This is a genomic window from Vibrio sp. MM46 (assembly GCF_027587135.1).
Classification (GTDB): Bacteria; Pseudomonadota; Gammaproteobacteria; order Enterobacterales; family Vibrionaceae; genus Vibrio; species Vibrio harveyi.
Genome location: NZ_JAPPTO010000005.1, coordinates 70,578 through 95,501 on the forward strand (window position 1 = coordinate 70,578; position 24,924 = coordinate 95,501).

The window sequence follows — 24,924 nt, forward strand, 5'->3', positions numbered from 1 at the left end:
AGCCTCTCTCATAAGAGCATTGTGAGTTAAATGTTAACAAAACTCACTGGAATATCTGGGTTCAGTGCCTCTAGTGTTGATTGAGTATCGGCTAGGTGGCTGATCTTACCCTGTGAGTTTTCGACTAGTGCTGCGGCTTTGATGTCTTCAAACTGCTCGCCTGCCATCAGGATTTGAATTAAGGCAACCTGAAGTGGTGGAAGGCTAGGGTTGAACGCTGCGTTTTCTGCGTAAGCACCTTGGAATACACGACCACTATTCATCTCAAGAGCAATGCCACTTAAGTTGTTAGTGTATGGAGCGTGACTGATGTTCATAGCAGTAACTGCTTTTTGGATCAGAGTGTCGTTGTCATCGCAAGCAAACTCGTGTTTCACTTCTGCCATTAGACCTGACTGGATACCAAGATCGGCAGGACCGAATGCTTCAGGAAGATAGTCGTGTAGCGATTTTTCTTCACGCTCTGGCAATTGGATCTTTAATTCTTTCGCCGTAGTTAGTTCATTCATGAACTGACGACAGTGACCACAAGGGCTGTAGTTAATGGTGATATCTTTAACACCACGTTCGCCTTTCATCCAAGCATGGCTAATCGCGCATTGTTCAGCATGAACAGTTTGACCTAACTGAACACCAAAAAACTCCATGTTCGCACCGAAGTAAAGACGACCAGATAGACCACGAACAATCGCGCCTACATAGAATTCAGAAATCGGTGCGTAAGAAAACGCAGCGGCAAAAGGAAGTAGAGCAACACGAAGCTCTTTATCAGAAAGATTGGTAGCGTTCAGTAGCGCTTCAAACTGTTGCTCAGAAATAGTGGCATCAAAATCGTCAGAAAGGACGATAGGAGCAAGAGGTGTTGAAAGTGCTTCAGGAGCGCTTGCTAGCGCCTGTTCAATGCGACTTTTCATGTTGAATCCTTGTTATTGCATGGACAGTTATTCTATGTGAAAGGTGGAAATGTTCTGTGCTTTAGATCACGTTAATGTGTGTAATGATAATTTACGTTACATAATTAGAGTGAGCTCACACATGTATTCGATTTCACTAAGATTTAACGTTATCTCTGTCCCACTAATAACTATATCAACGTATATTCATACTGCGAATTTTCTAGAGGAGATTATGACCTGCTCACTTGATAGCAAAGCAGGTCATTGAGGTTATTATTGGTATAACCAAACCGCCAAAGCAAAGAAGCTTGGCGCGAGAATCGAGGTGATGATGCCACAAAGCACCAATGCAAGAGATGAGAACGCTGCATCTCCCGGTTGTTTCTCAGCACATGTTGCGGTGCCGAGAGCGTGAGAAACAGTACCCATTGTTAGACCGCGCGCAATTGGATGCTTAATACCAATGATATTGAAGATTGGGTACGCGAGGATGGCACCAAACAAACCAACAATAAGCACTAAAATTGCCGCAACAGCTGCTTCTCCGCCTAAGTGGCTAGAGATTTCCATCGCGATAGGGGTCGTCACAGACTTACCAACCAAGCTGGCTATTAAGCTAATGTCAGCTTTAAATGCCACCGCAATGAGCGTAGCGGTAAGCATGGACATAACACTACCTAACGTGCAAGCCAGAGTGATAATGCGCCAATTGGCTTTGATTTGAGGCAGTTGTTCATAAAGTGGATATGCCAGCGCAACAACGGCGGGTTGAAGTAAAAAGCTGATGTATTCGTTGTCAGCGTAGTATGTTTCAAATGGCACTTTCAAAAAGGTTAGCAACGGGATTAATACCGCGATACTGATCAAAAGCGGGTTAGCAATCGGATTGTTCACCTTGATTGCGATTTGGCGTGCGGCAAGGAAAACCACAATAGTGACAAGTAACCACATACTAGTGCTTCTCCTTCAGTAAGTAATCTAAGAACCATGCCAAGCTGACCAATACGATCAGTGAGCCGCCTACTGCACTCGCAATAATTGGCAGTGCGTTAGCCAGTAGCATATCGAAGTGTTGCATCAGACCCACGCTGATAGGCACGAATAGCAGGATCATATAGCGGATGAATAGCGTTGCACCTGGCTTAACCCATTCCACTTTGACTAAGCCAAGGGTCATTGAGAAAAACAGCACAAGCATGCCGATGACACTTCCTGGAACAGAAATGCCAATGAATTTTTGAATGGTGTTGCCGATACCAAGTGCTCCCATGATGAGTGCGAGGGAGATGAGCAAATGGATCAGCTGTAGTAATCGATCTTTTATCATTTTGACAGCATATAAAACAACAAGCACACCCGAAGGTGCGCTTGAACAAGGTAAGAAATTAGGAGGCTAGGCTCTCTACATAACGATAGACGGATTTTAATATTGCTATCTTCTTTTCGTCACTTTCATGTTCGTGAACTAAGTTTTCCAAATTCATCATGTACTCTTCAATCTGACTTTCGAAAACTTCACGACAATGTTGTGCCCAGCGTCTTTGTTCTAGTTCATCTAATGTGCCTGCATAATGGCGAGCACGGTAACGGAAAAGCAATGGCTTGATTCGTTTATCATCGAATTCAATGTCCAGTGCGGCTAAGTTATTCGGATCGGTTTCACGAATGATGTCCATAGCAGCGCGATCAGCAGGCGAGAAAAAACCATCGTAAAGCTGCGTATCAACGTCATTACTCTTTTCGAATTCACGTTCTATAGAGAATAGACTAATCAGCTTCTCTCGGATCTCTGGGTGTTGGCGCAACAACGCTAAATTGTTTAAACATTGTTGGCGGTCAATACCAATGACTTCCGCATTTTCCGCGGTTAATGTTTTTGCTGGAGCGAGAATAGGGCACTTGTTCAGATGCACTAGCTTCACTGGTACAGGCAGTAAGTCGCCCAATTCGTCACGCTTGGTGTACAAGCGTTCTTTCAGTTCTTCCGCTGAAAGTTCAAGGATCGGCTGAGGATCTTTGGCTAAATCAATCGTGATAACAGCGTTGTTGTTGGTTGGGTGCCAAGCCACAGGCACAATCCAGCTTGTGTATTGGCATTCACGCCCAAGCATGCCTGATACATGCATCAACGGAGTCATATTGACAATATCAACCAGCTCATTGAGTTTGCGCTTGTTACGCATCGAGAAAAAGTAGTCAAATAGCTTAGGTTGGGCGGCTTTAACTTTCTTCGCCATTTCAATCGTGGCAATCACGTCGGCCATCGCATCGTGAGCATTGCTGTGTTCAATGCCGTTAGCCACGGATAAATGCTCAAGCTTGAAACTCGTAAAGCCTTCATCATTCTCCGGCCATTCCACACCTTCAGGACGCAGGGCATGACATGCTCGCATCACGTCAAGCAAATCCCATCGTGAGTTGCCGTTTTGCCAGCTCCATGAGTATGGGTCGATGAAGTTTCGGTAGCAAGTGTAACGAGTGACTTCATCATCAAAACGTATGCTGTTGTAGCCAAGGCTAGTCGTCTTTGGTTTAGACAATTCGGCATGAATTTTGGCAATAAACTCAGGTTCAGGTAAGCCTTCTTGCATTGCTTTTTGTGGTGTAATACCAGTGATCAAAGCTGCTTCTGGCGAAGGAAGGTAATCAGCAGGTGGGCGACAGTACATCACCAAAGGTTCACCAATGATATTGAAGTTTTCATCAGTGCGAACGCCAGCAAACTGGCTTGGGCGGTCTTTGGCTGGACTTGTTCCCCAAGTCTCGTAATCGAAAAAGAAAAAAGTGGGCTGATTGTCTTGGTGCATTCTGCTTACCGTTTACGGAACCGATAGGAGTATTAGACCATTCAACGCCTTGACTCGCAACGAAAGATGCAATGTGACGTTGTGAAAATGAAAAAGCCGAAGTGTCACTTTCGGCTTGAAGTTTTTTATTTGGTTAATGCTTGGACAATCGCTGATTTTTATTAGCCAAAATCAAGGGTGAGCAACAAACGAGCTTGATTCGATTGGATACTAGGCGAGCGATGAACCAGTCCTTTGTTTTCATTTCCGATCCAACGCTCACCTTTCAGCAGTGCAACGTCACCAACAGAAAGGTGCCTGATGTCTGATTCTGCTCTGTATAAGCCGGATTCTGCATCCGAAAGCCCATGACTACCGCGACCGAGCTTTGAGCGATCAAGTACGTCATTAGCAATCCATTGAGTCGCAATGCCTTGGTAGGTAGTGACTAGGCGGCAGGGGACTTGATCAACGTGAAAACGGGGACACATCGCGCTATTGAGTGTCGCTAGGCGCAGTCCTGCGTCTTCTAACTCAAACAAATAGCAAAACATGTCGACTAACTCCACGATATTTCTCAACAATACATCCGGCGCCTGCCCATCGGTTGCGTATTGCAGTACTTCATAAGCATTTTCAGGAGATACATTCAGTGATTTATTGAAGTTAGGGTGGGAGGTGATGAACCGATTCGCGGCATCGGCAAGCGGTTGATCGAATTGTCGCCGCCAGATTGCGATATTGATGTCTTCTTGATAGATGTTCGCTAACACAGTTGGCTCTTCGCCTGAACTGAAACACGGCGTTCGAAGTGTGCATTCAAGAGCCTCAGTTGAAGTGGACTCGATTAAAGTTGAACTCATGACATTACCTCCGATGTTATCTGTGTTCATTTTGATATTTGTGAAATGTTATATCATAACAATGCTGCTCAATAAATCAGTTTAGACAGTTAGCGAGTAGGGAGTAAGGCATTAATTGTAGAAGATAGGAAGGGGATGACTCTTCACTTTGGTGCGCTTAAATACAAAAAAGCCGATGGAGAAACCATCGGCTCAAACTGAGAGTTATTTTTTGAGAACAGCTACGCTTTTTGTTCTTCTAACTGTCCATTGTCGTTGGTGGATTTCAACAATCGGCTGGTAATGGTACCTGCAGTCATTGCACCAGAGACATTAAGTGCAGTTCGCGCCATATCAATTAGTGGCTCGATAGAGATCAGTAGCGCTGCGATTGTCACAGGCAAGCCCATCGCAGGCAGTACAATCAGGGCAGCAAAGGTTGCGCCGCCGCCGACACCAGCAATACCAAATGAGCTAATCGTGATGATGGCAATCAGTGACAAAATGAAGTTGATGTCTAGAGGATCAATCCCCATTGTTGGCGCTACCATTACCGCCAGCATTGCTGGGTAGATACCTGCACAGCCGTTCTGACCGATAGTGGCACCGAAAGACGCTGACAAGTTCGCAATCGCTGGTGGTACGTTTAGCTTGGTGATTTGTGCTTCAACGTTAAGTGGAATCGTTGCCGCTGAACTGCGTGATGTGAATGCAAATGTCAGTACTGGCCAAATCTTTTTAAAGTACTCAGTAGGGCTAACGCCGACAAAAGAAACAAGTAGACCATGAACAAGGAACATCAGTGCAATTGCTACGTAAGACGCAACAATAAAGCCAAGCAAATTAAAAATGTCGGCAGCACTTGATGTTGCGACCACTTTCGCCATAAGGGCAGCAATACCATAAGGCGTTAATGCCATGATCATCTTAACCAGGCGCATAACCACGGATTGTGCCGCTTCCACAAAAGTACGAATTGGAGATTCCAACTCTTCTTTTTCTGCCATCACTTTACGTGCAGCGATACCGACTAAAACACCAAAGATAACCACAGCAATGATCGATGTAGAACGAGCCCCTGTAAGATCGGCAAACGGGTTAGTTGGAATAAAGCTTACTAACATCTGAGGGATCGTTAGGTCGCTTACTGATTCTACTCGACTCTCTAATACGGCAATACGAGCCGTTTCACGTGCACCTTCAGTTAATCCAGCGGCAGACAAACCAAATGTAGTCGTAACAAGAATACCGATCATGGCAGCAATGGCTGTTGTTACCAGCAAAACAGAAATCGTTAGACCAGAGATCTTACCCAGCGAACCGCCTTTCTCTAGCTTTACAACGGCGGAAATCATGGAAATCAATACCAAAGGCATAATCACCATTTTAAGCAGACCAACATAACCGCTGCCGACTATGCCGACCCATTCAAGTGTTTGTCCAATGACATCGCTGCCTTCGCCATGAATAAGTTGCAGTCCAAGACCGAAAAGAGAGCCCGTAACCAAGCCAATTAAAACCAAACGCGAGAGTGTGTTTTGTTTTTGTTGTTGGTTAAAAAGGAACATTAATATGGCGATAAACACCGCCAGAGAAGCAACCACTGCGAAATTCATAATCTTACCTTAGTAATCGGCATAAGAAGTGCTGATTAAATTTTATACGGAGCTATATACTGGTTGGGTAAGATACCGAGTGGGATATAACTTTAAAAATGATTAACAGGTATTAGATAGATCTAAAATGAATATAAAAATGCGACTCGACTCTCGTTGATGACTGATTTAGCGTAATATTTAGGCGAAATTTTTCAATCATAGTGCCTAATGAGATCAAGCATATCCTTTCTATGCAAATAAATGACTTTTTCTTCTTGATAGCTGAAAACTTGATAAATCATCGCTTTGGCTACGTCTTGAGCATGAACGGGTACAAAGTTCGCCAATTTACCAAGCATAAGCGGACGAATTACCTTAGAAAGTGTCTGAACAACCTTTTCATCCGTACGAGGATTTTCTCGCTGTCCGACCAGAGGTCCGGGCCTTGCGAACACCACTTCTTCAAAGCCCATCCTCTCGATATTTTTTTCCATATGTCCTTTGCAAGCTAGATAATGGGATGAAGAAGACGCTTTTGCGCCTAGACTCGAAACCACAGCGATGCGTTTTACACCGATCATCTTCATTTGTTGAGCAACTTTACATACCAATTCGACGTCGATTTTTCGCAGAGCATCTTTGCTGCCAGCTTGTTTTAATGTGGTGCCGAGACAAATAAAACCGACGCGTGGAATCGGTTGCTGATCGTCCCAATCGTGGATTGTGAGCGCCGCGTCTAACAATGGGACAATTTTGTTATTTGGATCCTCGATACCAGTGATCGTTCGGCGGGAGAGAGAATATAGCGTTTCGATGCTAGGCTGTGAGACAAGTTTAGCCATGACTTCTTTCCCTACAAGACCTGTACCACCTGCAATAATCACACATGCATTTGAATCGTTGCCCATTGTATCCTTCCTGTTTAAGAACAAGTGCTTAGGCTATTGTAGCGCATTTCTTCCACGAAGCTGCAGTCAGGTAGCTAATGTATGACATTTAATCAATCGAACTCAGTGAACCTAGCATCTCGAGGTTACTTAGGTATAGAAAGCTAAGCAAATAAAATACCCGCAAATAAAAAGACCCGCGGGACGAACGGGTCTTTTTTCCTAGGAGAATGATAAGGGTATGGATTGCCGCGATGGGCGTTGTTTGTTGGGCTTGCCTTTCTTAGCAGGGCGACGACTTTGATTGGCAAACATGATCTCTCACTCTTTATTGTCGGGGACAAGATCTAAATAGCATCACTCGTGCCAACATTGGAATGTTGTGGGTAAATCGGAACTAATCTAACAACCCTATAAGGAACAAAAAATCATTTTAAATCGACGAATGGAAATTAAAATTATTTATTATTCAGTTATATAGACCTGTCTCGATAGGTGGGTTGATTCTCGGTCTTACCTCTTAAAAGAAAGGTTATCTTGTTTACATATGTGGCTTCATTGCTCGACTTTGTTTTTCTTCTATCGCTAAATGAGCAGGTTGAAATAATATTTTTATCAATATGACTGTCGAATTGACAAAAAGCGCTGTCAAAAAGAGAAAATCAGATGAAATTGCACGGGAGAGGGGTACACTTGTTCTCTCAATTTGTCGGGAGTCTCATTTCTCTCGCGGTTTTCTAAGACCAAGGACGTCGTATGAACATAGATCTCAGTACGCTTGCGCCAACGCAGGTGTACCATTTGATGACTCAAACTGTCATTCCTCGCCCAATCGCTTGGGTGCTCACAGACTCAGGTGAGCAAAACTTCAACTTAGCGCCATTTTCCTACTTTACTGCGGTTTCTAGCCGTCCACCTTTATTGATGATTTCTGTGGGAAAAAAGCCCAATGGGGACATCAAGGACACCACGCGAAATGCATTAGAAACCGGTAAGTTGGTTATCCATATTGCACCCAGCGATCTCGCGGATAAAGTCACTTTATCTTCTGCCACATTAGAACATGGGGAATCTGAACTGGAGACGACTCAACTTGAGACGGTTGATTTCCAAGGTTTCGAATTACCACGCTTAGAGGGCGCGCCAATTGCATTCGGCTGTAAGTTGCATGAAGTGATAGAGGTGGGAGAGACACCGCAAAGTTTAATCTTTGCAGAGATTGAACACATTTATGTCGATGAGCGGGTCATATCCATGGAAGGTGACCGTTTAAAAGTTGATGCCTTAGCTGTAGACCCATTAGCTCGATTAGGTGGTAATGAATACGCCACGTTAGAAAAAACTTTTTCTGTCGCTCGTCCAAAATAAAGAATAAGGAATCATCATCATGGATCGCTCTTTTGCCTCAGAAATTCAAGCTCGCATTGATAACAAAACCAAACCATTAGGCGCTCTTGGTTTGCTCGAAAAAGTGGCGCTAGAACTGGCGTTAATTCAAAGCCAAGATAAGCTTCAATCGGTTGAAACAATAGAAATTCGCAAACCAACCATGTTGGTATTCGCTGGTGATCATGGTATCGCGGAAGAAGGGGTGAGCATTGCACCAAGCGCCGTGACTCAACAAATGGTGGCGAATTTCCTCGCTGGTGGCGCCGCCATTAATTGTTTCTGCGATCTCAACCAAATTGACTTTAAGGTCATTGATTGTGGCATGTTGTCACCGATCGATACCTTAGTTCCTGACTTTAAAAACCATCCCAACTTGATTGAGAAACGTCTGGGAAATGGCACGGCAAACTTTGCTAAACAAACGGCGATGTCACTAGAACAAGTCGCGTTAGGTTTGGAATATGGTGCCCAAGTCGCGCAACAGGCGATTCTTAATGGCTCGAACTTATTGATGTTTGGTGAAATGGGGATTGGCAATACCAGTTCTGCATCGGCATTGTTAACTGCGCTGAGTCCATTGGAAGTCGACCATTGCGTTGGTTATGGCACGGGCATTACTCAAGAGCAACTCAACCGCAAGATCAAGCTAGTTGCACAAGGTGTGAATCGCTGTCGTGACCTTGATACCAAAGGCGCGTTGGCTCAAGTCGGTGGGTTCGAAATCGTGCAAATGGTTGGCGCATTCTTAGAAGCGAAACGCCACAAAACGCCTGTTTTAGTCGACGGATTTATCGTCTCTGTAGCCGCTTACGTCGCGACTTTATTGAATGAAGAGACGCGAGATTACATGCTGTTCGCCCATACCTCAGAAGAGAATGGGCACAAGTTTGTGCTGGAATGTTTGCAAGCGGAGCCTCTCTTGGATCTTGGTTTGCGTTTAGGTGAAGGTACCGGAGCGGCGCTTGCTTTGCCACTGGTAAAAGCGGCGGCTCAGTTTTACAACAACATGGCGAGCTTTGAGAGTGCGGGAGTGACGGTTTAGTGTCCGCTTCTGATAATACACTCCATTCAGAGACTCGTTCTTTGCGCTACCAGAGTGAGCTTTTCTTGCTCGCAGTAAGTTTTTTTAGCCGTATACCAGTGCCTTCTGATTTACCTTACAGTGAAACGCGCATGAACCAAGCGGGGCGATATTTTGCTTTGCTCGGTGTGTTGCTCGGGCTACTGTGCGCAGCTGTATTTTCACTGGCAAGTTTATTGTTCCCAAACTCAGTTGCCATCGTGTTGACCATGGCATTTAGCCTGCTGCTTACCGGTGCGTTCCATGAGGACGGTTTAACGGATATGGCGGATGGTATTGGTGGTGGCATGACGTTAGAGCGCCGCTTAACCATAATGAAAGACAGCCGCATCGGGACGTACGGCGCGGCAACGCTAATGATGGCGCTGTTGGCGAAGTTTGTATTTTGGAGCGAGTTAGCCAATGAACCTCAATTTTGGCTGATGATCGTTGTGGCGTACACCGTGAGTCGAGCGCTGGCTGCCACTCTCATATATGACATGCCTTACGTTAGTGACACGGATACCTCGAAAAGTAAACCGTTAGCGAATAAGCAATCGAGCTTAGAAGTCGCGATACTGCTCTTAACTGGTGGGGTTGTAGCGTTGTTACTGGGCGTGACTCAGGCAGCTGTGATTGTATTGGTATTGGCACTGTTTCGTGTCGGCTTTAAACGCTGGCTGACCAAACGTATCGGCGGATTTACTGGCGACTGCCTTGGTGCTGCGCAGCAGCTTGCAGAGTTGCTTGTTTATCTCACTCTTATCGCATTTAGTCATTCATTATGAAGCAACTTATTCTAGGTGGTGCGCGCTCAGGAAAATCGAGCTTAGCAGAGAGCAGGGCGCAACAATGGGCACAAAATAAAAACGGAACGCTTCACTATGTGGCGACGGCATTGCCTTTTGATGACGAGATGAGGCAACGCATTGCTCACCATAAACAGCAGCGAGGGGCTGGGTGGATTGAACATGAATGTCCGCTTAACTTGCCTGAGCTCATTTGTGGGTTTTCGTCTCAAGATGTCGTGTTAGTTGACTGTCTCACGCTTTGGCTCAACAACTGGATCTTTGAACTCGGTGATGACTGCTGTAATGAGCGGTTAGAGGAGCAAATTGAGTTGTTGGTGAATGTGGCGGCGCAATCTGACGCGACGCTGATTTTTGTCTCTAACGAAGTCGGTATGGGCATTGTGCCGCTCGGCGCCGTCAGTCGTTATTTTGTTGATAATGCGGGACGGATGAATCAAAAACTGGCGACCGTGTGTGAGCGAGTCACGTTTGTCGCTGCGGGTTTGCCACTTGAGCTCAAACCACAGGAAGGGAAGAGATGAAAACGCTGAATATCTATTTACTGCGGCACGGAAAAGTGAACGCAGCCCCAGGTTTACACGGACAAGCCGATTTAAAAGTCGTTGAAGCAGAGCAACGCAAAATTGCTCAAGCGTGGCAACAAACGGGTCGAGAAGTAGAAGGGATCATTAGCTCTCCCTTGTCACGTTGTCACGATCTTGCTGAGATACTCGCTGAGCAGCAACTTTTGCCTTTAAGTGTGGAACCACAACTTCAAGAATTGGATTTTGGTGATTTCGACGGCATCCCATTTGACATGCTTTCTGAGCACTGGAATAAGCTCGATGCATTTTGGAAAGCACCGGCACAACACACCTTACCGAATGCTGAGAGCTTGGAGGATTTCTCTCATCGTGTAACTTGTGCTTGGTCTCAAATCATCAACGATATCAATGACAACTTGCTAATTGTCACGCATGGTGGCGTAATTAGAATGATTCTTGCCCATGTATTGGGTGTAGATTGGCGCAATCCGCGATGGTATTCGACATTAGCGATAGGAAATGCGTCAGTAACACATATAACAATTACCATCGATGATCAGATTTACGCCTCAGTTCGTTCGATAGGCGTACCACTATTTGAAAATTAGTCACGGAAGTAGCCAACGCTTGGATCTCTACCGAGTTTAAGAGAGAAAAGAGCTGGCTCGATTACATCAAAAGGAACCATAAATGACCGCTCCTAGCTGGGATTTATCCATCGTTTATAACGATCTCGCTGACCCACGAATTCAAGATGACATTGCCCTTGTAGAGCAATGCATTGACCTACTCAATAAACAGTCTACCGATTGTAACTCTGTTGAAGTGATGCAAAACGCAATCTTAACCAGTGAGGCGGCAAGCCGTTTGGCTGGCACTATTGCGAACTTCGCTAACTGTTACGCGTCAGTGGATGCGACAAATGCAGAGGCGAAAGCACTGCTGGGTCGTATGACGCGTATTTTCTCTGAGCTTTCTCAAGCTTACAGTGCTTTTGAGCTTAAATTGACTCACGCTGATGAAGAGTTCATTACTCGCGTTTTGGATCATGAAAATCCAGACATCAATGGTCAGGCGTTTTCAATCCTGAACTCTCGCAAACTGGCTGACACACGTTTAAGCACCGAAGAAGAAAAGCTATTAGCGGCAATGAGTGTGGATGGAAAATCTGCGTGGGGTAAGTTATACAACAACCTCACGGGCTCTTTGAAAGTGAAGCTTGACTACGCTGATGGTGAAAGTGAAGAGCTTGGCTTCTCGCAAGCAGCAAGCATTCTTTATGGCTCTGAATTTGATCGCCAAGAAGCTGCATGGCGTGGTGTTCAAAAGGCGATGGCGACACACCAAGAGTCTTTTGCCTCTATCCTTAACGCGCTTTCAGGTTGGCGTTTAACAGAGAACAAAAAGCGTTCTACCAAGCGGGATGTTCATTTCCTTGACCCAAGTTTGCATGGCAGCCGAATCAAAGCGGAAACGTTGGATGCCATGATGAAAGTCGCTAAAGACAGTCGTGAAATTGGTCAAAAAGCCGGTTTGCTAATGGCGAAGGTCCACGGTCTGGATGAGATGAAACCATGGAATCATCTTGCTGCGATGCCTGCTTTGAGTGGCGAAGCGAAAGTTTATCCATTTGATGAAGCAATTGACGTTATTTGTGAAGCGTTCGAAACCGTGAATCCAGACATGTCCGAGTTTGTCCGCATGATGGTACAAAACGGCTGGATTGATGCTGCGCCTAATGCCAATAAACGCCTTGGTGCATACTGTACTAAGCTGCCGGCGACGCGTACGCCGCTCGTGTTTATGACGTGGAGTGGTAGCCGCTCAGATCTGATGACGCTGGCTCATGAGCTTGGTCACGCCTTCCATAACTGGGTGATTCGTGACTTGCCGCTTTGCCAAACGTACTACCCGATGACGTTGGCAGAAACTGCCTCGATTTTCGCTGAAAACATCGTTCGCGATCATCTGATTTCAAAAGCAGAAAGTGTGGATGATAAGCTCGAAATGCTGTGGGAAGAGCTTTCTTCGGCGTTGGCGCTAATGATCAATATTCCAGTTCGTTACGAATTCGAAAAAGCTTTCTACGAGCGTCGCCAAGAGGGCGAACTGACAGCTGATGATTTCTGTGAGCTGATGTCAGAAACGTGGAAAGATTGGTATGGCGATGTGATGAGCGAAGCTGATCCTTATTTCTGGGCGAGCAAGCTGCACTTCTCCATCTCTGGGGTGAGCTTCTACAACTACCCATATCTGTTCGGCTTCTTGTTCAGTAAAGGTATCTACGCTCAACGTGAAGCTAAAGGGGAGCGTTTCTACGACGATTACGTAGATCTATTACGTGACACTGGCAACATGATGGCTGAAGAGGTTGTAGACAAGCATCTTTCAATGGATCTGACGCAACCAGAATTCTGGCAGCAGAGTGTGGAGCTAGTTCGTGACAAAGTAGACGAATTTGAACGTTTACTCGCACAACGTGGTGAATAAACGCTAAAAGTTGATCAAATCATAATGATCTTCTTTAGGGCTGTGGTAAAGTTCACAGCCCTAACACTTTGTAATTGTTTAAAAAATAAACGCCTCAATGCTTGATTTGAGTGCATGGCGCGAAAAGGTATGGGATTTTAAATAAATTTGGTGGCTTCTACTCATAAGTGGGATCGCAACAACAAAAATCCTTTGTACAATTTATTAACATACCCGCCGTGCTATTAAGGAGTAACGCATGACGAAGTCTCTCTTTCGCCAATCGTTTTTAACTGACACGTTAGATGTTCATATTGATGTCGCGCCAGCGGAGCAGGTGCTGTCTAATGGTGTAAAACTTAAACTCTATCAGCGTGGTGTGCTAGAAGTGATTCCTGATGAATACACTCAGGAAACAAAGAACGTCATCATCTCTTGTGGTGTCCACGGGGATGAAACCGCACCGATGGAGCTGGTGGATTCAATTATCAAAGACATCGAATCTGGCTTCCAGAAAGTCGAGGCTCGATGCTTATTCATTATCGCTCATCCAGAATCGACTCTGGCGCACACGCGATTTTTAGAAGAAAACCTTAACCGACTGTTTGATGAGAAAGAGCACGAGCCGACCAAAGAGCTTGCGATTGCTGATACTCTCAAATTGTTAGTGAGAGATTTCTATCAAGATACGGCAGCTGAAACACGCTGGCACTTGGATTTGCACTGTGCGATCCGTGATTCAAAGCACTACACCTTTGCTGTGAGTCCGAAAACGCGTCATCCTGTACGTAGCAAAGCCTTGATTGATTTTCTCGACAGTGCACATATTGAAGCGGTGCTGCTTTCTAACTCGCCAACCAGTACATTCAGTTGGTTCAGTGCAGAGAACTACGGCGCTCAGGCTTTGACGATGGAGCTTGGTCGTGTGGCTCGCATTGGTGAAAACGACTTAGACAAACTGACTGCGTTCGATTTGTCACTGCGTAACCTAATTGCAGAGGCGAAAGCGGAGCACTTGTCTAAACCATGTATCAAGTACCGTGTCAGTCGTACGATTGTGCGCTTGCACGAAGATTTCGATTTCATGTTTGATGACAACGTTGAGAACTTTACCTCATTCGTTCACGGCGAAGTGTTTGGTCACGATGGTGACAAACCGTTGATGGCGAAGAACGATAACGAAGCCGTTGTTTTCCCAAATCGCCACGTCGCGATTGGTCAACGCGCAGCATTAATGGTGTGTGAAGTGAAAACGCGCTACGAAGATGGCGAGTTAGTCTACGATTAATGCCATATCGCTTTCATTTCGGTGACTAAAGCGTAAGAACACATTTGCAATTTACCGAGGCTTAACTGTAAGGTTAAGCCTCGTTTGTATTTATCGGCTACTATGGATTTTCAACAACTTATCCTGAACAAGGAACGACGCTGGCAACGCAATCTTTTGATCATGTCAGTGATTCTCGTGCTGCTCTCTGCTATCCACTTGATGGTCGGAGAGGTATTCCTTTCTCCTTTTCAGTCTCTCTCTGCATTTGAACAAAAACTCTTGTTGGATCTACGTCTGCCACGTTTGGTTTCTGCCGCCATTATCGGGGCAGCATTGGCGGTCTCTGGTGCTACCTTACAAGTTCTGCTTGGCAACGTATTAGCCGAACCCGGCGTTCTCGGGATCTCCGGTGGCGCGAGCTTGGCAATGGTGCTCGTCATGTTTGCCTTGCCGGTTTTACCTTCTCCGATGATCTTTATGTTGGCTGCCATTGCCGGTTCGATGCTGTTTACCGTCATATTGGTTGGTATCGCAAGGGCAATGCATCTCACTACTGCAAGGCTGCTGCTCGTCGGCGTTGCACTGGGTATTTTGTCGAGCGCCATTGTGACGTGGGCATTCTACTTTAGCGATGACTTGAGCCTACGTCAGTTAATGTATTGGCTAATGGGCAGCATTGGTGGGGCAAGTTGGTATCAGCACACCGTTACTTTGGTCATGCTACCTGTATTGATTTGGCTCTGTTGCAAGGGCAAACCGCTTGATAAGTTGATGCTTGGGGAAATCCATGCCACTCAACTAGGTATTGATGTTCATCAGATGCGCTGGAAACTCATTTTAGCAATTTCCATTCTCGTTGGTGGTTCCGTTGCATTGGGTGGGGTCATTAGCTTTGTGGGCTTAGTCGTACCGCATCTGCTTCGATTGGCGTTTGGTACAGAAAACCGCTATCTGTTGCCTCTGTCGGCAATATCTGGCGCAGCCTTATTGGTGTTTGCGGATATCGGCGCGCGTTTGTTACTTGATTCCGCTGAGCTGCCGCTTGGAGTGATGACCACTTCTATCGGCGCACCTATCTTCATTTGGATGCTGGTGAAAAGTCATGATGCACGTTAAGCACATCGCAGTGGGAAGTCGACTGCTACCGTTGTCCTTTGAATGTAAGCCGGGTGAGGTTGTCCATGTCGTGGGTCCAAACGGCTCCGGGAAAAGCACATTACTTGGTGCGATATCTGGCACCTTAACTCAGCGTGAAGGCGTGAGTGGGGAAGTGTTAGTCGACAATCAAGACTTGTTAGCAATGCCACTTTCAGAACAAGCGCATATTCGTGGGTATCTGTGTCAGCAATCAAGGCCCGCATTCAATGTTGATGTCTTTCAATACTTAGCACTTTCATTGCCAACTGGTGCCAATATCAGCGACGCGAAAGTACGAGATGCCGTTAATATTGTTATTGAGCTAGTACAATTGCAAGACAAGCTTCATCGAAGTATTAAGACATTATCCGGCGGTGAATGGCAACGTGTCCGTTTAGCCGGAGTGTGTTTGCAAGTGTGGCGCACAATTAACCCTTACTCTCGGCTATTGATTTTGGATGAACCCGCAGCGCCGCTGGATATTGCCCAAGAAGGACTGCTATATCAGCTCATTAATGCCGTCGCTGCGCAGGGGATTGGGGTGTTGGTCGCAAACCACGACCTAAACCGAACGCTTAAACACGCTGATAAAGTCTTGCTGCTCAATAACGGCGTATTGCATTCTTTAGGTCATGCAGATGAAGTACTCACGGAAGAGGGCTTGGCAGAAGTTTTCCAAACTCAAGTTCGTAAAGTCGTATTGGAAGATAGACCCTATTTGATTTTTGATTAACTTGAATTCGCAGCTAAAAACCGCCGTGTTGACATCAAACAGAGCACGCTAAAAAGTGTCAATCTGGTTGTAAGACTGTGATGTTCAATGCCAATACTAAGCTGCAATTAGCCGTTTTCTCTAACACTCTTTTCGTGCAAGTGATTATTTTAGCAGTTGCAGTGATATTTCGAGCGATTCCATTTTTATACGCTTCTAAGCCATTTCTTATTTGAAGGCTGATCTCAATTGCCTATAAAGTTGATAGTGAAACATAAAGATGAGAGACATCAAAACAAAGGTACTTTCAAACCATATTCATTTAATGGTCATGTGAACTATAACTCAATGGACGAACCCAATTTAGAATCAGCCCGTTTAACGGAAAAGACTGAAGACCTACGAAAACGAAACCAAATACCTTTTAAATTTGATGGTGAACCAGTTGGGGAGCTGGCAGGTCGCTTCGAACACTGGCTCCCAGGCAAGAAATTTGAGGTCATGGCTGCGGTCAACAACTTCGCTATGTCATTGAATGCCCGGGGGAAGGTAATCGCAGACATGACAGAGCTGGTTTGTGTGACTGATAATTTACCACTAGCAAACTTTGACTATTGGGAGAGGCTTATTCGCTCACAGTTTTCAAAAGTGGTATCAGACACGAAACACGCTTCACAAATGTGCACTTGGTTGGATTTAATTAGTGCTGATGGACGCAAACGAGAGAATACGCTCAGAACGTTGTGTGGTGGTGCGCCTAATGCATTTTTTCTTTGTATGGCGCTACGCAGACTTAATGATTGGGCACCTCAAGTTCGCCAAGCCGCCAAAGAGCAATTAGCGAAGATAGCAAAGCACAGTGATCCTCAAGACGTTGCAAATGCGACAAGCGTAGTCCTTGTTCATTGGAACTCTTGGGGACGAATCGATGAGACGGAAAAGCAAGTATTGCTGAATATAATAAGCAGACCCCAGGTAGCAAACGCTATTGTCGCCAAATTGATGAACTCTTGCTGCGGTCCCATGCCCTCGTTATTTTCTCAGTTAAGTCGGACCAACATTTTAGATACGCATCTAACTAACATCGCGAAGAGTGCTATTCAACCTTGTATAAGAGCCAAGGCTTTTCGTGCTCTTTTCGAAAAACGGCTTACATGGATTCATGGGCGAGAGTGGGTTTGGACAGATATTCGTTACTGTGAAGGGCAGTTCAAGCCCATCGTCTACGAACGGCAGATTAGTGTATCCCTTTCATCTGCCGAGTTATTAAACCGCTCAGCACGCGACGCTTCTCCTATTGTTCGCAGAGTTGCAGCTGAGTTCCTTATTCGAGAGTTAGAGTCTCTTGGTAGTAAGGCAAAGAGATACGCACAGGGATTTTCAGCAGATAAATCAAACTCTGTCTCCGAGCGAGGTAGGTTTGCACTGAAGATGTTAAGCAAGACATAAAAGTGCTGTTCTCAGAAAACAAGTTATACAAAAACTAGATGGTAATAATGTAAGGGGGTGCATATTAATGTCAGCTTAGCCACAGTGATTAAAAGTAGGTTATTACTCTTTGCTTTTCTTCTTTATCCAACGGTATCACCAGCTAAAAGCTCAGAGATACATCTTTTACTTAACTGGATGATAGATAACCATCAAACGATCGAAACCACGCTTAAAGATAGTAACCCATCTACATTAGTACCAACCATCTTCACTTTAACTGAAATCTGGAAACGTCGTGATGGAGCGCTTTCTGGGGAGGTGTCCCCATTAATTCTGAAGGCATTAATTGCGGACCCTTACACCACCTTATTGTTACTTTCGAAACAGCCTCTATCATTCGACAATTGGCTTGATGAGTTGGAAGGAATGGCATTTACCGCCTATGACACTAACGACAAAGCGGGACTTGAAACGTTAAGAGTCGATGTAATGCAGTCGCTCAGGTCGATTTCTGAAGCTAACGAAGGAAAGTTAACTTTGATGGCATCCCAACTTATCAATAGATTAAGTCACATTGAAATACGGGATATTCACTAAATCATGTAGGACACAGCTCTTGTTGCGCCTTTACGAATATACAAGGAGGAAGAGTGATAAGACTCATTGCTTTACTAAGTTTAGGGTTGGCATTTTCAGTGCAAGCGGAGAGAGGGCTCTCACCCAAAGTCGAACAACCGTTGCTTCAATTTGAACAAGCAAATTGTTTATATCAGTATTTTTCATACAAAAATTATGATTTAAAAGATATAAGAAGCATCTCGGCAGGTATTGTACAGATGAGCCATATTCCCGCAGATAAATTCGTTGAAGTTAATGAATTAGTTCGTAACTATGAGCCCCAGATTCAGTATAAGAAAGAGACGTCGCCTCTACTTGTGAAGTGTTTTACTTTAGAAAGCGACCCTGCTTTTTTGAAAAAACTGAGCCGCGTTTCGGAGCGTGATTAAGATAAGAGACCTTTTCTTATTTTAGAGTTTTGGTTAAAACGGAAGAAAAGCTGGATCAAGATAAACAGGCAAGCACAATAACGAAACCTAAAAGAGGTTTATGCGAGCTTTGAAATGGCATAGAACAAAAAGAAAATTTACTTGCCTTGACTTGGAGAAAGGAATGAAAAAATACGTGATTGTGGCTCTAACGAGTTTGTCGTCTATGGCATTTGCTCAAGAAGAAGCGATTGATTGTAATAACGCGGTCAGTACCCTCGAGATTAATCAGTGTGCAGCCATTGAGTTAGAGGCTGCTCAAAAGCAACTAAATAAGTATTTGGAAACGAGTTTCGAACATAATTCTTATGATCCTGAGCTGATTAAAGCGATTCAAGTTGCACAAAAAGATTGGCAAGCGTACGTGACGTCGCATTGTGATTCGGTATATACGCAGTGGCGTGAAGGGACAATTCGTGGCGTGATGGCTATTTCCTGCGAAACTCAATTAACTCAACAAAGAACTCACGAAATTTGGCAAAACTTCTTAACCTACATGGATAGTACGCCACCGGTTTTACCCGAACCAAATGTTGAGTAGTGTTACTTAAACGCGGATAGATTCATTTTTTAAAACGCGTCAACGTACTTAACCTCAACACGGCTTCTATCACGCTAAACGGTATAGCGGATGAGAGATACTGTTTAGCCCACTCAGGCAGTAAATGGGAAGTGTTTTATGCCAAAGAGGGCAAATGTGATTCAGAACCTGATCGTAGGGCATTTTGCGGGTAAATTTAGCTGTAAGTTTCTTCTCTTGTTGGAGAGCTAGCACTTCTTTTGAGGACCGATAGTATGTTCCAAAGTCTCCTTCTAACTGAGATCCTTAAATCTGAGCTGAAAAACAACAATTTAATTGTTGAAACAACGAGTTGGCCGCCAAAATGCAATAAGCTCATTGTATTGCAATATCGGTTTTCCAAATCATATACTTTGGTCAATTATCGAGAATTGGAAGATGGGCATTATTGGTTCGCAGAGTACATTGATGGTGACGAATGTTTGGCATGTCGCTTTGATGTTCTTTAGCATCATTCTTTTGAATCATGTATTTCAAGCTTATGGCATTTAATAGAGAAGGAGTTCATTTGACGATTCCTACCTTGTACATTTTTTCTGGTCTTCCTGCGTCTGGTAAGTCGACGTTAGCAAAGCTATTAGCCGCAAGAGTTGGCGCGATGTATGTACGCGTCGATACTATAGAGCAAGGTCTACGTGATTTGTGTCATTTCAAGGTTGAAGGTGAGGGTTATCGGCTAAGTTACCGGATCATCCGAGATAACCTTGAACTTGGGTTGAGTTGTATCGCTGACTCTTGTAACCCCATAGAGCTTACACGGCATGAATGGCAGCAAGTGGCAACAAGCATGTCTGCTCACTTTGTTAACATAGAGATAAGTTGCTCGGATGAGAATGAGCATAAACAACGTGTTGATTCTCGTAAGAATGAAGTTGAGAACCTGCAGCTACCGAATTGGCAACAAGTAAAAGCTCGTCACTACGAGGCTTGGAAGACGGAAGTCGTCAAGATTGATACGGCAACAGACAGTATCGAAACGTCGTTTGCCAAATTGGTCGAAAAGCTTGGTATTTGAATTTAGCATTCCTTTTATGATGGAGATTCGCCATGCACAAGCGAGATAATGGTCTCGATGCCCAGGGCTTTATCCGCAATGACTGTTCACCAGAAAATATTCAAATAGAGTTCCAACCAGTTGTTGAGGTCGTTGTTGGTGAGCTGATAACGCAACTTCCAAAACAAATAGATGGTATCTACTTGTACGGCAGCGTTCCCAGAGGCACAGCAATGCTGGGGCACTCAGATCTCGATGTTTCCGTAATACTGACCGCACCGGTGAGTCAAAATGAACTGGGCATATTCAACAAACTGTCTTCAAGCATCCCCAAAGCTTATCCGCAAATAAGCAAACTTGATATTGACCCAGGTGAGCGTCATCGTGTTCTAGACCCAAAAGAAAAATACCATTGGCAATTTTGGCTCAAACACTGTTGCTGCTGCATTTGGGGAAATGATTTATCAAAAGAGCTTGTGTCACATAAACCCAGCTTTGAAATCGCTGAAGCTCTCAATAGTGACCTCGCGGTTTTTTTGGAGCAAATGAGTGGTCGTTTTGCGCAAATGAGTGACAAAGCGGTAGCAAAAGTGATTGGTAAGAAGTTGATAAGAGCTGCCTACTATTTTGTCGCTGAGAAGGACGGCAGTTGGTACATCAACTTGCCTGAATGTGTCGAAGTAGCGAGAAAATACTACCCAAATCAACATCAAGATATTGATCTTGCTTACCAATGTGCAATAGGCAACATAGCGTCCAAAATAGATGCCATCGCACTTTATCAGCGGTTAAGTCAACACATCAATGCTAGGGCTTTACAAAGTTGATTGTTTATCAAGAACGCTCAGAATAAAAAACGCCCACAATATCGAGTATTGTGGGCGCTGAATTTTATCTGTAGTGCCTAATCGGCGACTTACTGTGTAAGTGGCTTAAGGTCTGCAGGGCGGTAGTAAACCGATTTTAGAACCTTACCTTTACGTACCGTTTTGCCTTCAGATACAAAATCTTCTGCGCATTTCGCAATGATGTATTCGCCTTTTTGAACCGCCATCAGCTTGATGCCTTGTTCAGCGTAGAACGCTTCTGTTTCTGCATATTCTTGCTCGTTACGGCACACTTTGCTCATGTTGCTTGAGTGCACTTCGTCCCAGCAAGGGATAAAGTCGATACCACGGTTCACCGCTACGTTAAGCAGTAGATCGATCAGGTAGCTGATCGCTAGGTTATCTTCAACTTTGCTGTCACCAAGGTGTACTAGACGACCCATTAGAACGTAAACGCTGTCAATGATTGCGTCTGCTTGCTCGGTTTTGCAATCCGCTTCCGCTAGTTCAGTAAGCTCTTCGATCGCAAGAGAAGTGTGTAGTGTATCTGCTTGTGCGTCTAGGCTTGCAACATCCGCCACTGGTAGGTCGAAAGTGCTACGGAACTCGGTGATGTCACGGTATAGGTGATCAAAAATCTCTTGGGTTAGCTTTGACAGTTGCATTCTAATGTCCATTGAATCGATTGAAGTTGCAATCATATCAAACCGAACTTTAATCCCCAAGCGATCCCATTCTAACTGGTTAGAATTCTGTCTCTTGGGGAGTGAGTCTTAGCGAAATAGGTAAGGGAAGAGCTTCTTACGTTCTTCCTCTGAAAGCGCTGAAACACGTGCAATATTGGTATCTGGAATGGACTCTGGATCAGGGTAGTGCTTAAGTACCTTTTCCATGCTCTCCTCACGGATCAAATGAAACACTGGGTATGGAGAGCGATTCGTCAGGTTTTCATCATCTTCTGGTTCTGCACCGCCAAAGCAGTAATCAGGATGGAAGGTGGCAACTTGGAAAATGCCTTCCCAATCTTGCTGTTTGATCAAACCTTCAACCCAATCAATGAAGAAGTTGTAATCCCAGAAATCTTGCAGCATGTTTGGAACCACAACCAAGGTTGTCTCCAGTTTTTCTGGCTCGGTATTACTGAGTTCGATCAGTTGCAGCAAAATGTCTTCAAGTAGAGCTTCTTCTTGCGAGGCTTCACTAACGAAGATTTTGATTTGTTTATTGCGCTGTGGCTTAGCGGCGAATGGGCAGAGATTTAACCCGATCACGACATCATTGAGCCATTGATCGACTTGCTCTGTGATCGCATTGATATCGGTGTTTGGTGATTCTTGTGTTGAGCGCGTTGGCATACGACTTTCTTGCTTTTATGAATGTGGCGCAAGCATAGCAGACCAACGCCACAACATAAAATCAATAGGGCTTAACGCCTTGCTAAGCAGTTATATCTGCGTTATCGCCAGCGTCAATTCGCTCTGTAATGTGTTTTAAGAATGCGATAGCAGCGAACATGGCAATGTACAGTGTGCTACCGCCAATTAGTACACTCGACCAACCGCCGTTTTGCCAGCAATAGAGCAATAGGAATCCACCTAAACTGCCGCCAATATAGTAATGCACGAGATACAATGCGGTCGCCGTCGCTTTTGCTTGTGTTGCGTTTTGTCCAACCCAACCGTAGGCTAGCGTGTGAGTGAAGAACGCACCGAAGCTGATCAATAACAAACCTGCCAACATTGCAGGTATGCTTTCAATTACTGCGATCCACATGCCAGCCATACTGACGATAGAGCCTAAAAACATGCCAAGTATCGGTGAAAAGCGTTTACTCCAATGTCCGGCACAACGGGAAGAAAATGTACCACCCAAATAGCAAACAAAGATGAGAGAAGCTAACCCGACAGGCACATTATGTGGTGCACTGACCAAGCGGAATCCCATTACCGAATAAAGATTAACGAACAAGGCAAAGTTCAAACCGCCAATTAGCATAGCGAACCACACACGTTGATTTTTGAAGTGTCCGATAATAGCTCGATTGTGATGCCTTAAACTGCTCGAAGAAGGGGTGAAGTTTTTCTGTTTTGGCAGCAAGTAATGCACGCTGACCACACCGATAAGGGTGAATAGCATCATGACTTCGATGGCGACATCGATGCTGAAGTTGTCTGCCAACAATCCTCCGCTGATACGCCCTGCGATCCCTCCCAATGAATTGGCTGCGATATAAGTACCGATCGCCATTGAAAATGCGTGTTTATCTAGCTCTTCCGCCATATAAGCAACGGCAACAGCAGCAAACGCGGCAAGCGCAACACCGATCAAAGCGCGACAAACCACTAAGAACAAAAACGAATCGCCAAGCAGCATTAATGCAGAAATTGCAGGGATCGAAAACAGACCAAACATCATTACAGGTTTGCGCCCAATCGATTCAGAGAGCACAGCCATCGGGACCAAGCTAAAGGAGAGAGCCAGTGTGGTGGCGGCGAATAGCCAGTTGACCTGCGTTTCCGAGATCTGAAAGTGCGCCGCAAAGCTTGGCAGCATCGGCTGAAGGAGATATAGGTTCGAGAAAACTAAAAACGAGCCGAGTGCCAGAGATAGCGTAATGCGTTTGTATTCCGGAGTACCGAAACTGACCATGAGTCCTGCCTAATGCGAGCGAGCAAATATAAAGAAACTGTGATCAATCTATCAGTTAGTTGTGGATTGAAAAAATATATTAAAAATATGGTTGGTATATATTTTTGATCTAATGGAATCGAAACAACTCAAACACTTTTTGGCGGTCGCGGAACACGGCAACATTACTCATGCAGCTAAGGCTTTGCACATTGCTCAGCCAGCGTTAAGTATTTCAATTAAGAAGTTCGAACAGTCTCTTGGCGTGACGCTGTTTCGCCGAGAAGAAAAGAAAATCAGCTTAACCAAAGAAGGGGAAACCCTGTTGGTTCACGCTAAGCGAGTAATTCAGCAGTTACACGATGCGCAGTTAGCAATTGATGAACTCAAAGGTTTAGCCAAAGGGGAAGTGCGCCTTGGTACGCCTTCAATGATGGGCAGCTATTTTTTCCCTCGAATTGTCATGGCGTTTAAGAGCCAGTATCCAGATTTAAAGCTGACGCTGGTGGAGGCGGGTACTCAGTCTATCCGCCGAATGTTACTTAATGGACAGCTCGATATTGGCGTGATCAGTTGTGACGATGTACCAGAAGACTTAGAAACTGACCATTTGTTTACTAGCCAAATGGTCGCCGTTGTGGCTCCGGAACATGACTTAGCTCAGCGCAGTGCCATCACATTTGATCAGTTTTTCGAGCATGATTTGGTGATGTTCCAGCATGGCTACTTCCACCGAGAATTCTTAGACCACGTTAGTGAAGAGCATGGCTTTACGATGAAGTCCTCATTCGAAACCAACTTGCTGCCGCTCATTCTGAGTATCGTTAAACAAGAATTTGCTATTACCGCTCTCCTAGAACTGGTGACACAACATGAACAGGGTGTGGTGGGTATTCCATTTGAACCGAGCGTTAAGCTCGACCTTGCACTCGCGTGGCGAAAACAAGGCTATCTATCCATTGCCGACCGTACTTTTATTGACTTTGTGAAGCGGTATGTTTGATTTGCATCCAATTAAAACCAAACTGTTCAATGG

27 protein-coding genes are annotated in these 24,924 nt (G+C 44.9%); 17 read left to right on the plus strand and 10 right to left on the minus strand.

All coding sequences use genetic code 11. The features are described 5' to 3' along the window. Positions 1 to 26 precede the first annotated feature (26 nt). The 7 genes from cdd to OH459_RS07420 form a co-directional block, all read right to left on the minus strand. On the minus strand, positions 27 to 914 hold the full coding sequence (gene cdd, locus OH459_RS07390) for a cytidine deaminase (RefSeq protein ID WP_005445539.1): 888 nt from the start codon (positions 912 to 914) through the stop codon (positions 27 to 29). Between the two features lie 255 nt (positions 915 to 1,169). Then, on the minus strand, positions 1,170 to 1,847 hold the full coding sequence (locus tag OH459_RS07395) for an LrgB family protein (RefSeq protein WP_005445538.1): 678 nt from the start codon (positions 1,845 to 1,847) through the stop codon (positions 1,170 to 1,172). Between the two features lies 1 nt (position 1,848). Then, the gene (locus OH459_RS07400) at positions 1,849 to 2,223 is read right to left on the minus strand and encodes a CidA/LrgA family protein (protein WP_005445537.1); all 375 of its coding nucleotides are present in this window, start codon (positions 2,221 to 2,223) and stop codon (positions 1,849 to 1,851) included. A 58-nt stretch (positions 2,224 to 2,281) separates the two neighbouring features. After that, a complete protein-coding gene (sbcB, locus tag OH459_RS07405; protein ID WP_172580702.1) occupies positions 2,282 to 3,703 on the minus strand; it encodes an exodeoxyribonuclease I in 1,422 nt (473 codons plus the stop codon). 161 nt (positions 3,704 to 3,864) lie between these two features. Continuing rightward, positions 3,865 to 4,545 (minus strand): DUF1826 domain-containing protein, encoded by a 681-nt coding sequence (locus OH459_RS07410; protein WP_269986239.1) that lies wholly within the window; start codon positions 4,543 to 4,545, stop codon positions 3,865 to 3,867. Positions 4,546 to 4,766: 221 nt separating this feature from the next. After that, positions 4,767 to 6,140, minus strand: a complete 1,374-nt coding sequence (locus OH459_RS07415; protein ID WP_269986240.1) for an L-cystine transporter — start codon at positions 6,138 to 6,140, stop codon at positions 4,767 to 4,769. A 194-nt stretch (positions 6,141 to 6,334) separates the two neighbouring features. Beyond that, positions 6,335 to 7,030, minus strand: coding sequence for an NAD(P)H-binding protein (locus OH459_RS07420; protein ID WP_017818004.1), 696 nt, complete (start codon positions 7,028 to 7,030; stop codon positions 6,335 to 6,337). Positions 7,031 to 7,765: 735 nt separating this feature from the next. On the opposite strand from OH459_RS07420, the gene OH459_RS07425 reads away from it, so the two are divergent. The 16 genes from OH459_RS07425 to OH459_RS07500 all read left to right on the plus strand — a co-directional run bounded on the left by OH459_RS07425 (position 7,766) and on the right by OH459_RS07500 (position 21,260). After that, on the plus strand, positions 7,766 to 8,377 hold the full coding sequence (locus tag OH459_RS07425) for a flavin reductase family protein (RefSeq protein WP_041055540.1): 612 nt from the start codon (positions 7,766 to 7,768) through the stop codon (positions 8,375 to 8,377). A 19-nt stretch (positions 8,378 to 8,396) separates the two neighbouring features. Then, a complete protein-coding gene (cobT, locus tag OH459_RS07430; RefSeq protein ID WP_269986241.1) occupies positions 8,397 to 9,440 on the plus strand; it encodes a nicotinate-nucleotide--dimethylbenzimidazole phosphoribosyltransferase in 1,044 nt (347 codons plus the stop codon). Beyond that, on the plus strand, positions 9,440 to 10,246 hold the full coding sequence (locus OH459_RS07435; protein ID WP_269986242.1) for an adenosylcobinamide-GDP ribazoletransferase: 807 nt from the start codon (positions 9,440 to 9,442) through the stop codon (positions 10,244 to 10,246). The genes cobT and OH459_RS07435 overlap by 1 nt, the downstream gene beginning before the upstream one ends. Further along, positions 10,243 to 10,791, plus strand: a complete 549-nt coding sequence (gene cobU / locus OH459_RS07440; protein ID WP_269986243.1) for a bifunctional adenosylcobinamide kinase/adenosylcobinamide-phosphate guanylyltransferase — start codon at positions 10,243 to 10,245, stop codon at positions 10,789 to 10,791. The genes OH459_RS07435 and cobU overlap by 4 nt, the downstream gene beginning before the upstream one ends. Further along, the gene (gene cobC, locus OH459_RS07445) at positions 10,788 to 11,402 is read left to right on the plus strand and encodes an alpha-ribazole phosphatase (RefSeq protein WP_269986244.1); all 615 of its coding nucleotides are present in this window, start codon (positions 10,788 to 10,790) and stop codon (positions 11,400 to 11,402) included. The genes cobU and cobC overlap by 4 nt, the downstream gene beginning before the upstream one ends. Positions 11,403 to 11,484: 82 nt before the next feature. Further along, a complete protein-coding gene (locus OH459_RS07450) occupies positions 11,485 to 13,284 on the plus strand; it encodes a M3 family oligoendopeptidase (protein ID WP_269986246.1) in 1,800 nt (599 codons plus the stop codon). 238 nt (positions 13,285 to 13,522) lie between these two features. Beyond that, a complete protein-coding gene (locus OH459_RS07455; protein ID WP_005439838.1) occupies positions 13,523 to 14,551 on the plus strand; it encodes a succinylglutamate desuccinylase in 1,029 nt (342 codons plus the stop codon). Between the two features lie 102 nt (positions 14,552 to 14,653). Next, positions 14,654 to 15,649, plus strand: a complete 996-nt coding sequence (gene btuC / locus OH459_RS07460) for a vitamin B12 ABC transporter permease BtuC (RefSeq protein WP_039841058.1) — start codon at positions 14,654 to 14,656, stop codon at positions 15,647 to 15,649. Continuing rightward, a complete protein-coding gene (gene btuD / locus OH459_RS07465; RefSeq protein ID WP_167424360.1) occupies positions 15,636 to 16,403 on the plus strand; it encodes a vitamin B12 ABC transporter ATP-binding protein BtuD in 768 nt (255 codons plus the stop codon). The genes btuC and btuD overlap by 14 nt, the downstream gene beginning before the upstream one ends. 246 nt (positions 16,404 to 16,649) lie before the next feature. Further along, entirely contained in the window at positions 16,650 to 17,831 is a 1,182-nt protein-coding gene (locus OH459_RS07470) for a hypothetical protein (RefSeq protein WP_269986249.1), read from the plus strand. A 57-nt stretch (positions 17,832 to 17,888) separates the two neighbouring features. Further along, positions 17,889 to 18,410, plus strand: a complete 522-nt coding sequence (locus OH459_RS07475) for a hypothetical protein (RefSeq protein WP_045452642.1) — start codon at positions 17,889 to 17,891, stop codon at positions 18,408 to 18,410. Between the two features lie 53 nt (positions 18,411 to 18,463). Beyond that, complete coding sequence (locus OH459_RS07480; protein ID WP_050923402.1) at positions 18,464 to 18,820, plus strand: hypothetical protein; 357 nt, start codon at positions 18,464 to 18,466, stop codon at positions 18,818 to 18,820. Positions 18,821 to 18,983: 163 nt separating this feature from the next. Beyond that, the gene (locus tag OH459_RS07485; protein WP_009697380.1) at positions 18,984 to 19,400 is read left to right on the plus strand and encodes a lysozyme inhibitor LprI family protein; all 417 of its coding nucleotides are present in this window, start codon (positions 18,984 to 18,986) and stop codon (positions 19,398 to 19,400) included. A gap of 254 nt (positions 19,401 to 19,654) precedes the next feature. Continuing rightward, a complete protein-coding gene (locus tag OH459_RS07490; protein ID WP_005445523.1) occupies positions 19,655 to 19,888 on the plus strand; it encodes a hypothetical protein in 234 nt (77 codons plus the stop codon). Between the two features lie 59 nt (positions 19,889 to 19,947). After that, entirely contained in the window at positions 19,948 to 20,454 is a 507-nt protein-coding gene (locus OH459_RS07495; protein ID WP_029791093.1) for an AAA family ATPase, read from the plus strand. 32 nt (positions 20,455 to 20,486) lie between these two features. Then, the gene (locus OH459_RS07500) at positions 20,487 to 21,260 is read left to right on the plus strand and encodes a nucleotidyltransferase domain-containing protein (protein ID WP_050925136.1); all 774 of its coding nucleotides are present in this window, start codon (positions 20,487 to 20,489) and stop codon (positions 21,258 to 21,260) included. An 89-nt stretch (positions 21,261 to 21,349) separates the two neighbouring features. On the opposite strand, the gene OH459_RS07505 is transcribed toward OH459_RS07500, so the two are convergent. The 3 genes from OH459_RS07505 to OH459_RS07515 all read right to left on the minus strand — a co-directional run bounded on the left by OH459_RS07505 (position 21,350) and on the right by OH459_RS07515 (position 23,909). Then, the gene (locus OH459_RS07505; RefSeq protein ID WP_005445519.1) at positions 21,350 to 21,925 is read right to left on the minus strand and encodes a nucleoside triphosphate pyrophosphohydrolase family protein; all 576 of its coding nucleotides are present in this window, start codon (positions 21,923 to 21,925) and stop codon (positions 21,350 to 21,352) included. Positions 21,926 to 22,033: 108 nt separating this feature from the next. Continuing rightward, on the minus strand, positions 22,034 to 22,615 hold the full coding sequence (locus OH459_RS07510) for a DUF1415 domain-containing protein (RefSeq protein WP_009697385.1): 582 nt from the start codon (positions 22,613 to 22,615) through the stop codon (positions 22,034 to 22,036). 82 nt (positions 22,616 to 22,697) lie between these two features. Continuing rightward, positions 22,698 to 23,909 carry an MFS transporter gene (locus tag OH459_RS07515; protein WP_039974542.1) on the minus strand — a complete coding sequence of 404 codons (1,212 nt, stop codon included), beginning with the start codon at positions 23,907 to 23,909 and terminating at the stop codon, positions 22,698 to 22,700. Between the two features lie 112 nt (positions 23,910 to 24,021). On the opposite strand from OH459_RS07515, the gene OH459_RS07520 reads away from it, so the two are divergent. Continuing rightward, on the plus strand, positions 24,022 to 24,891 hold the full coding sequence (locus OH459_RS07520; protein ID WP_009705912.1) for a LysR family transcriptional regulator: 870 nt from the start codon (positions 24,022 to 24,024) through the stop codon (positions 24,889 to 24,891). The last annotated feature ends 33 nt before the right edge of the window (positions 24,892 to 24,924 follow it).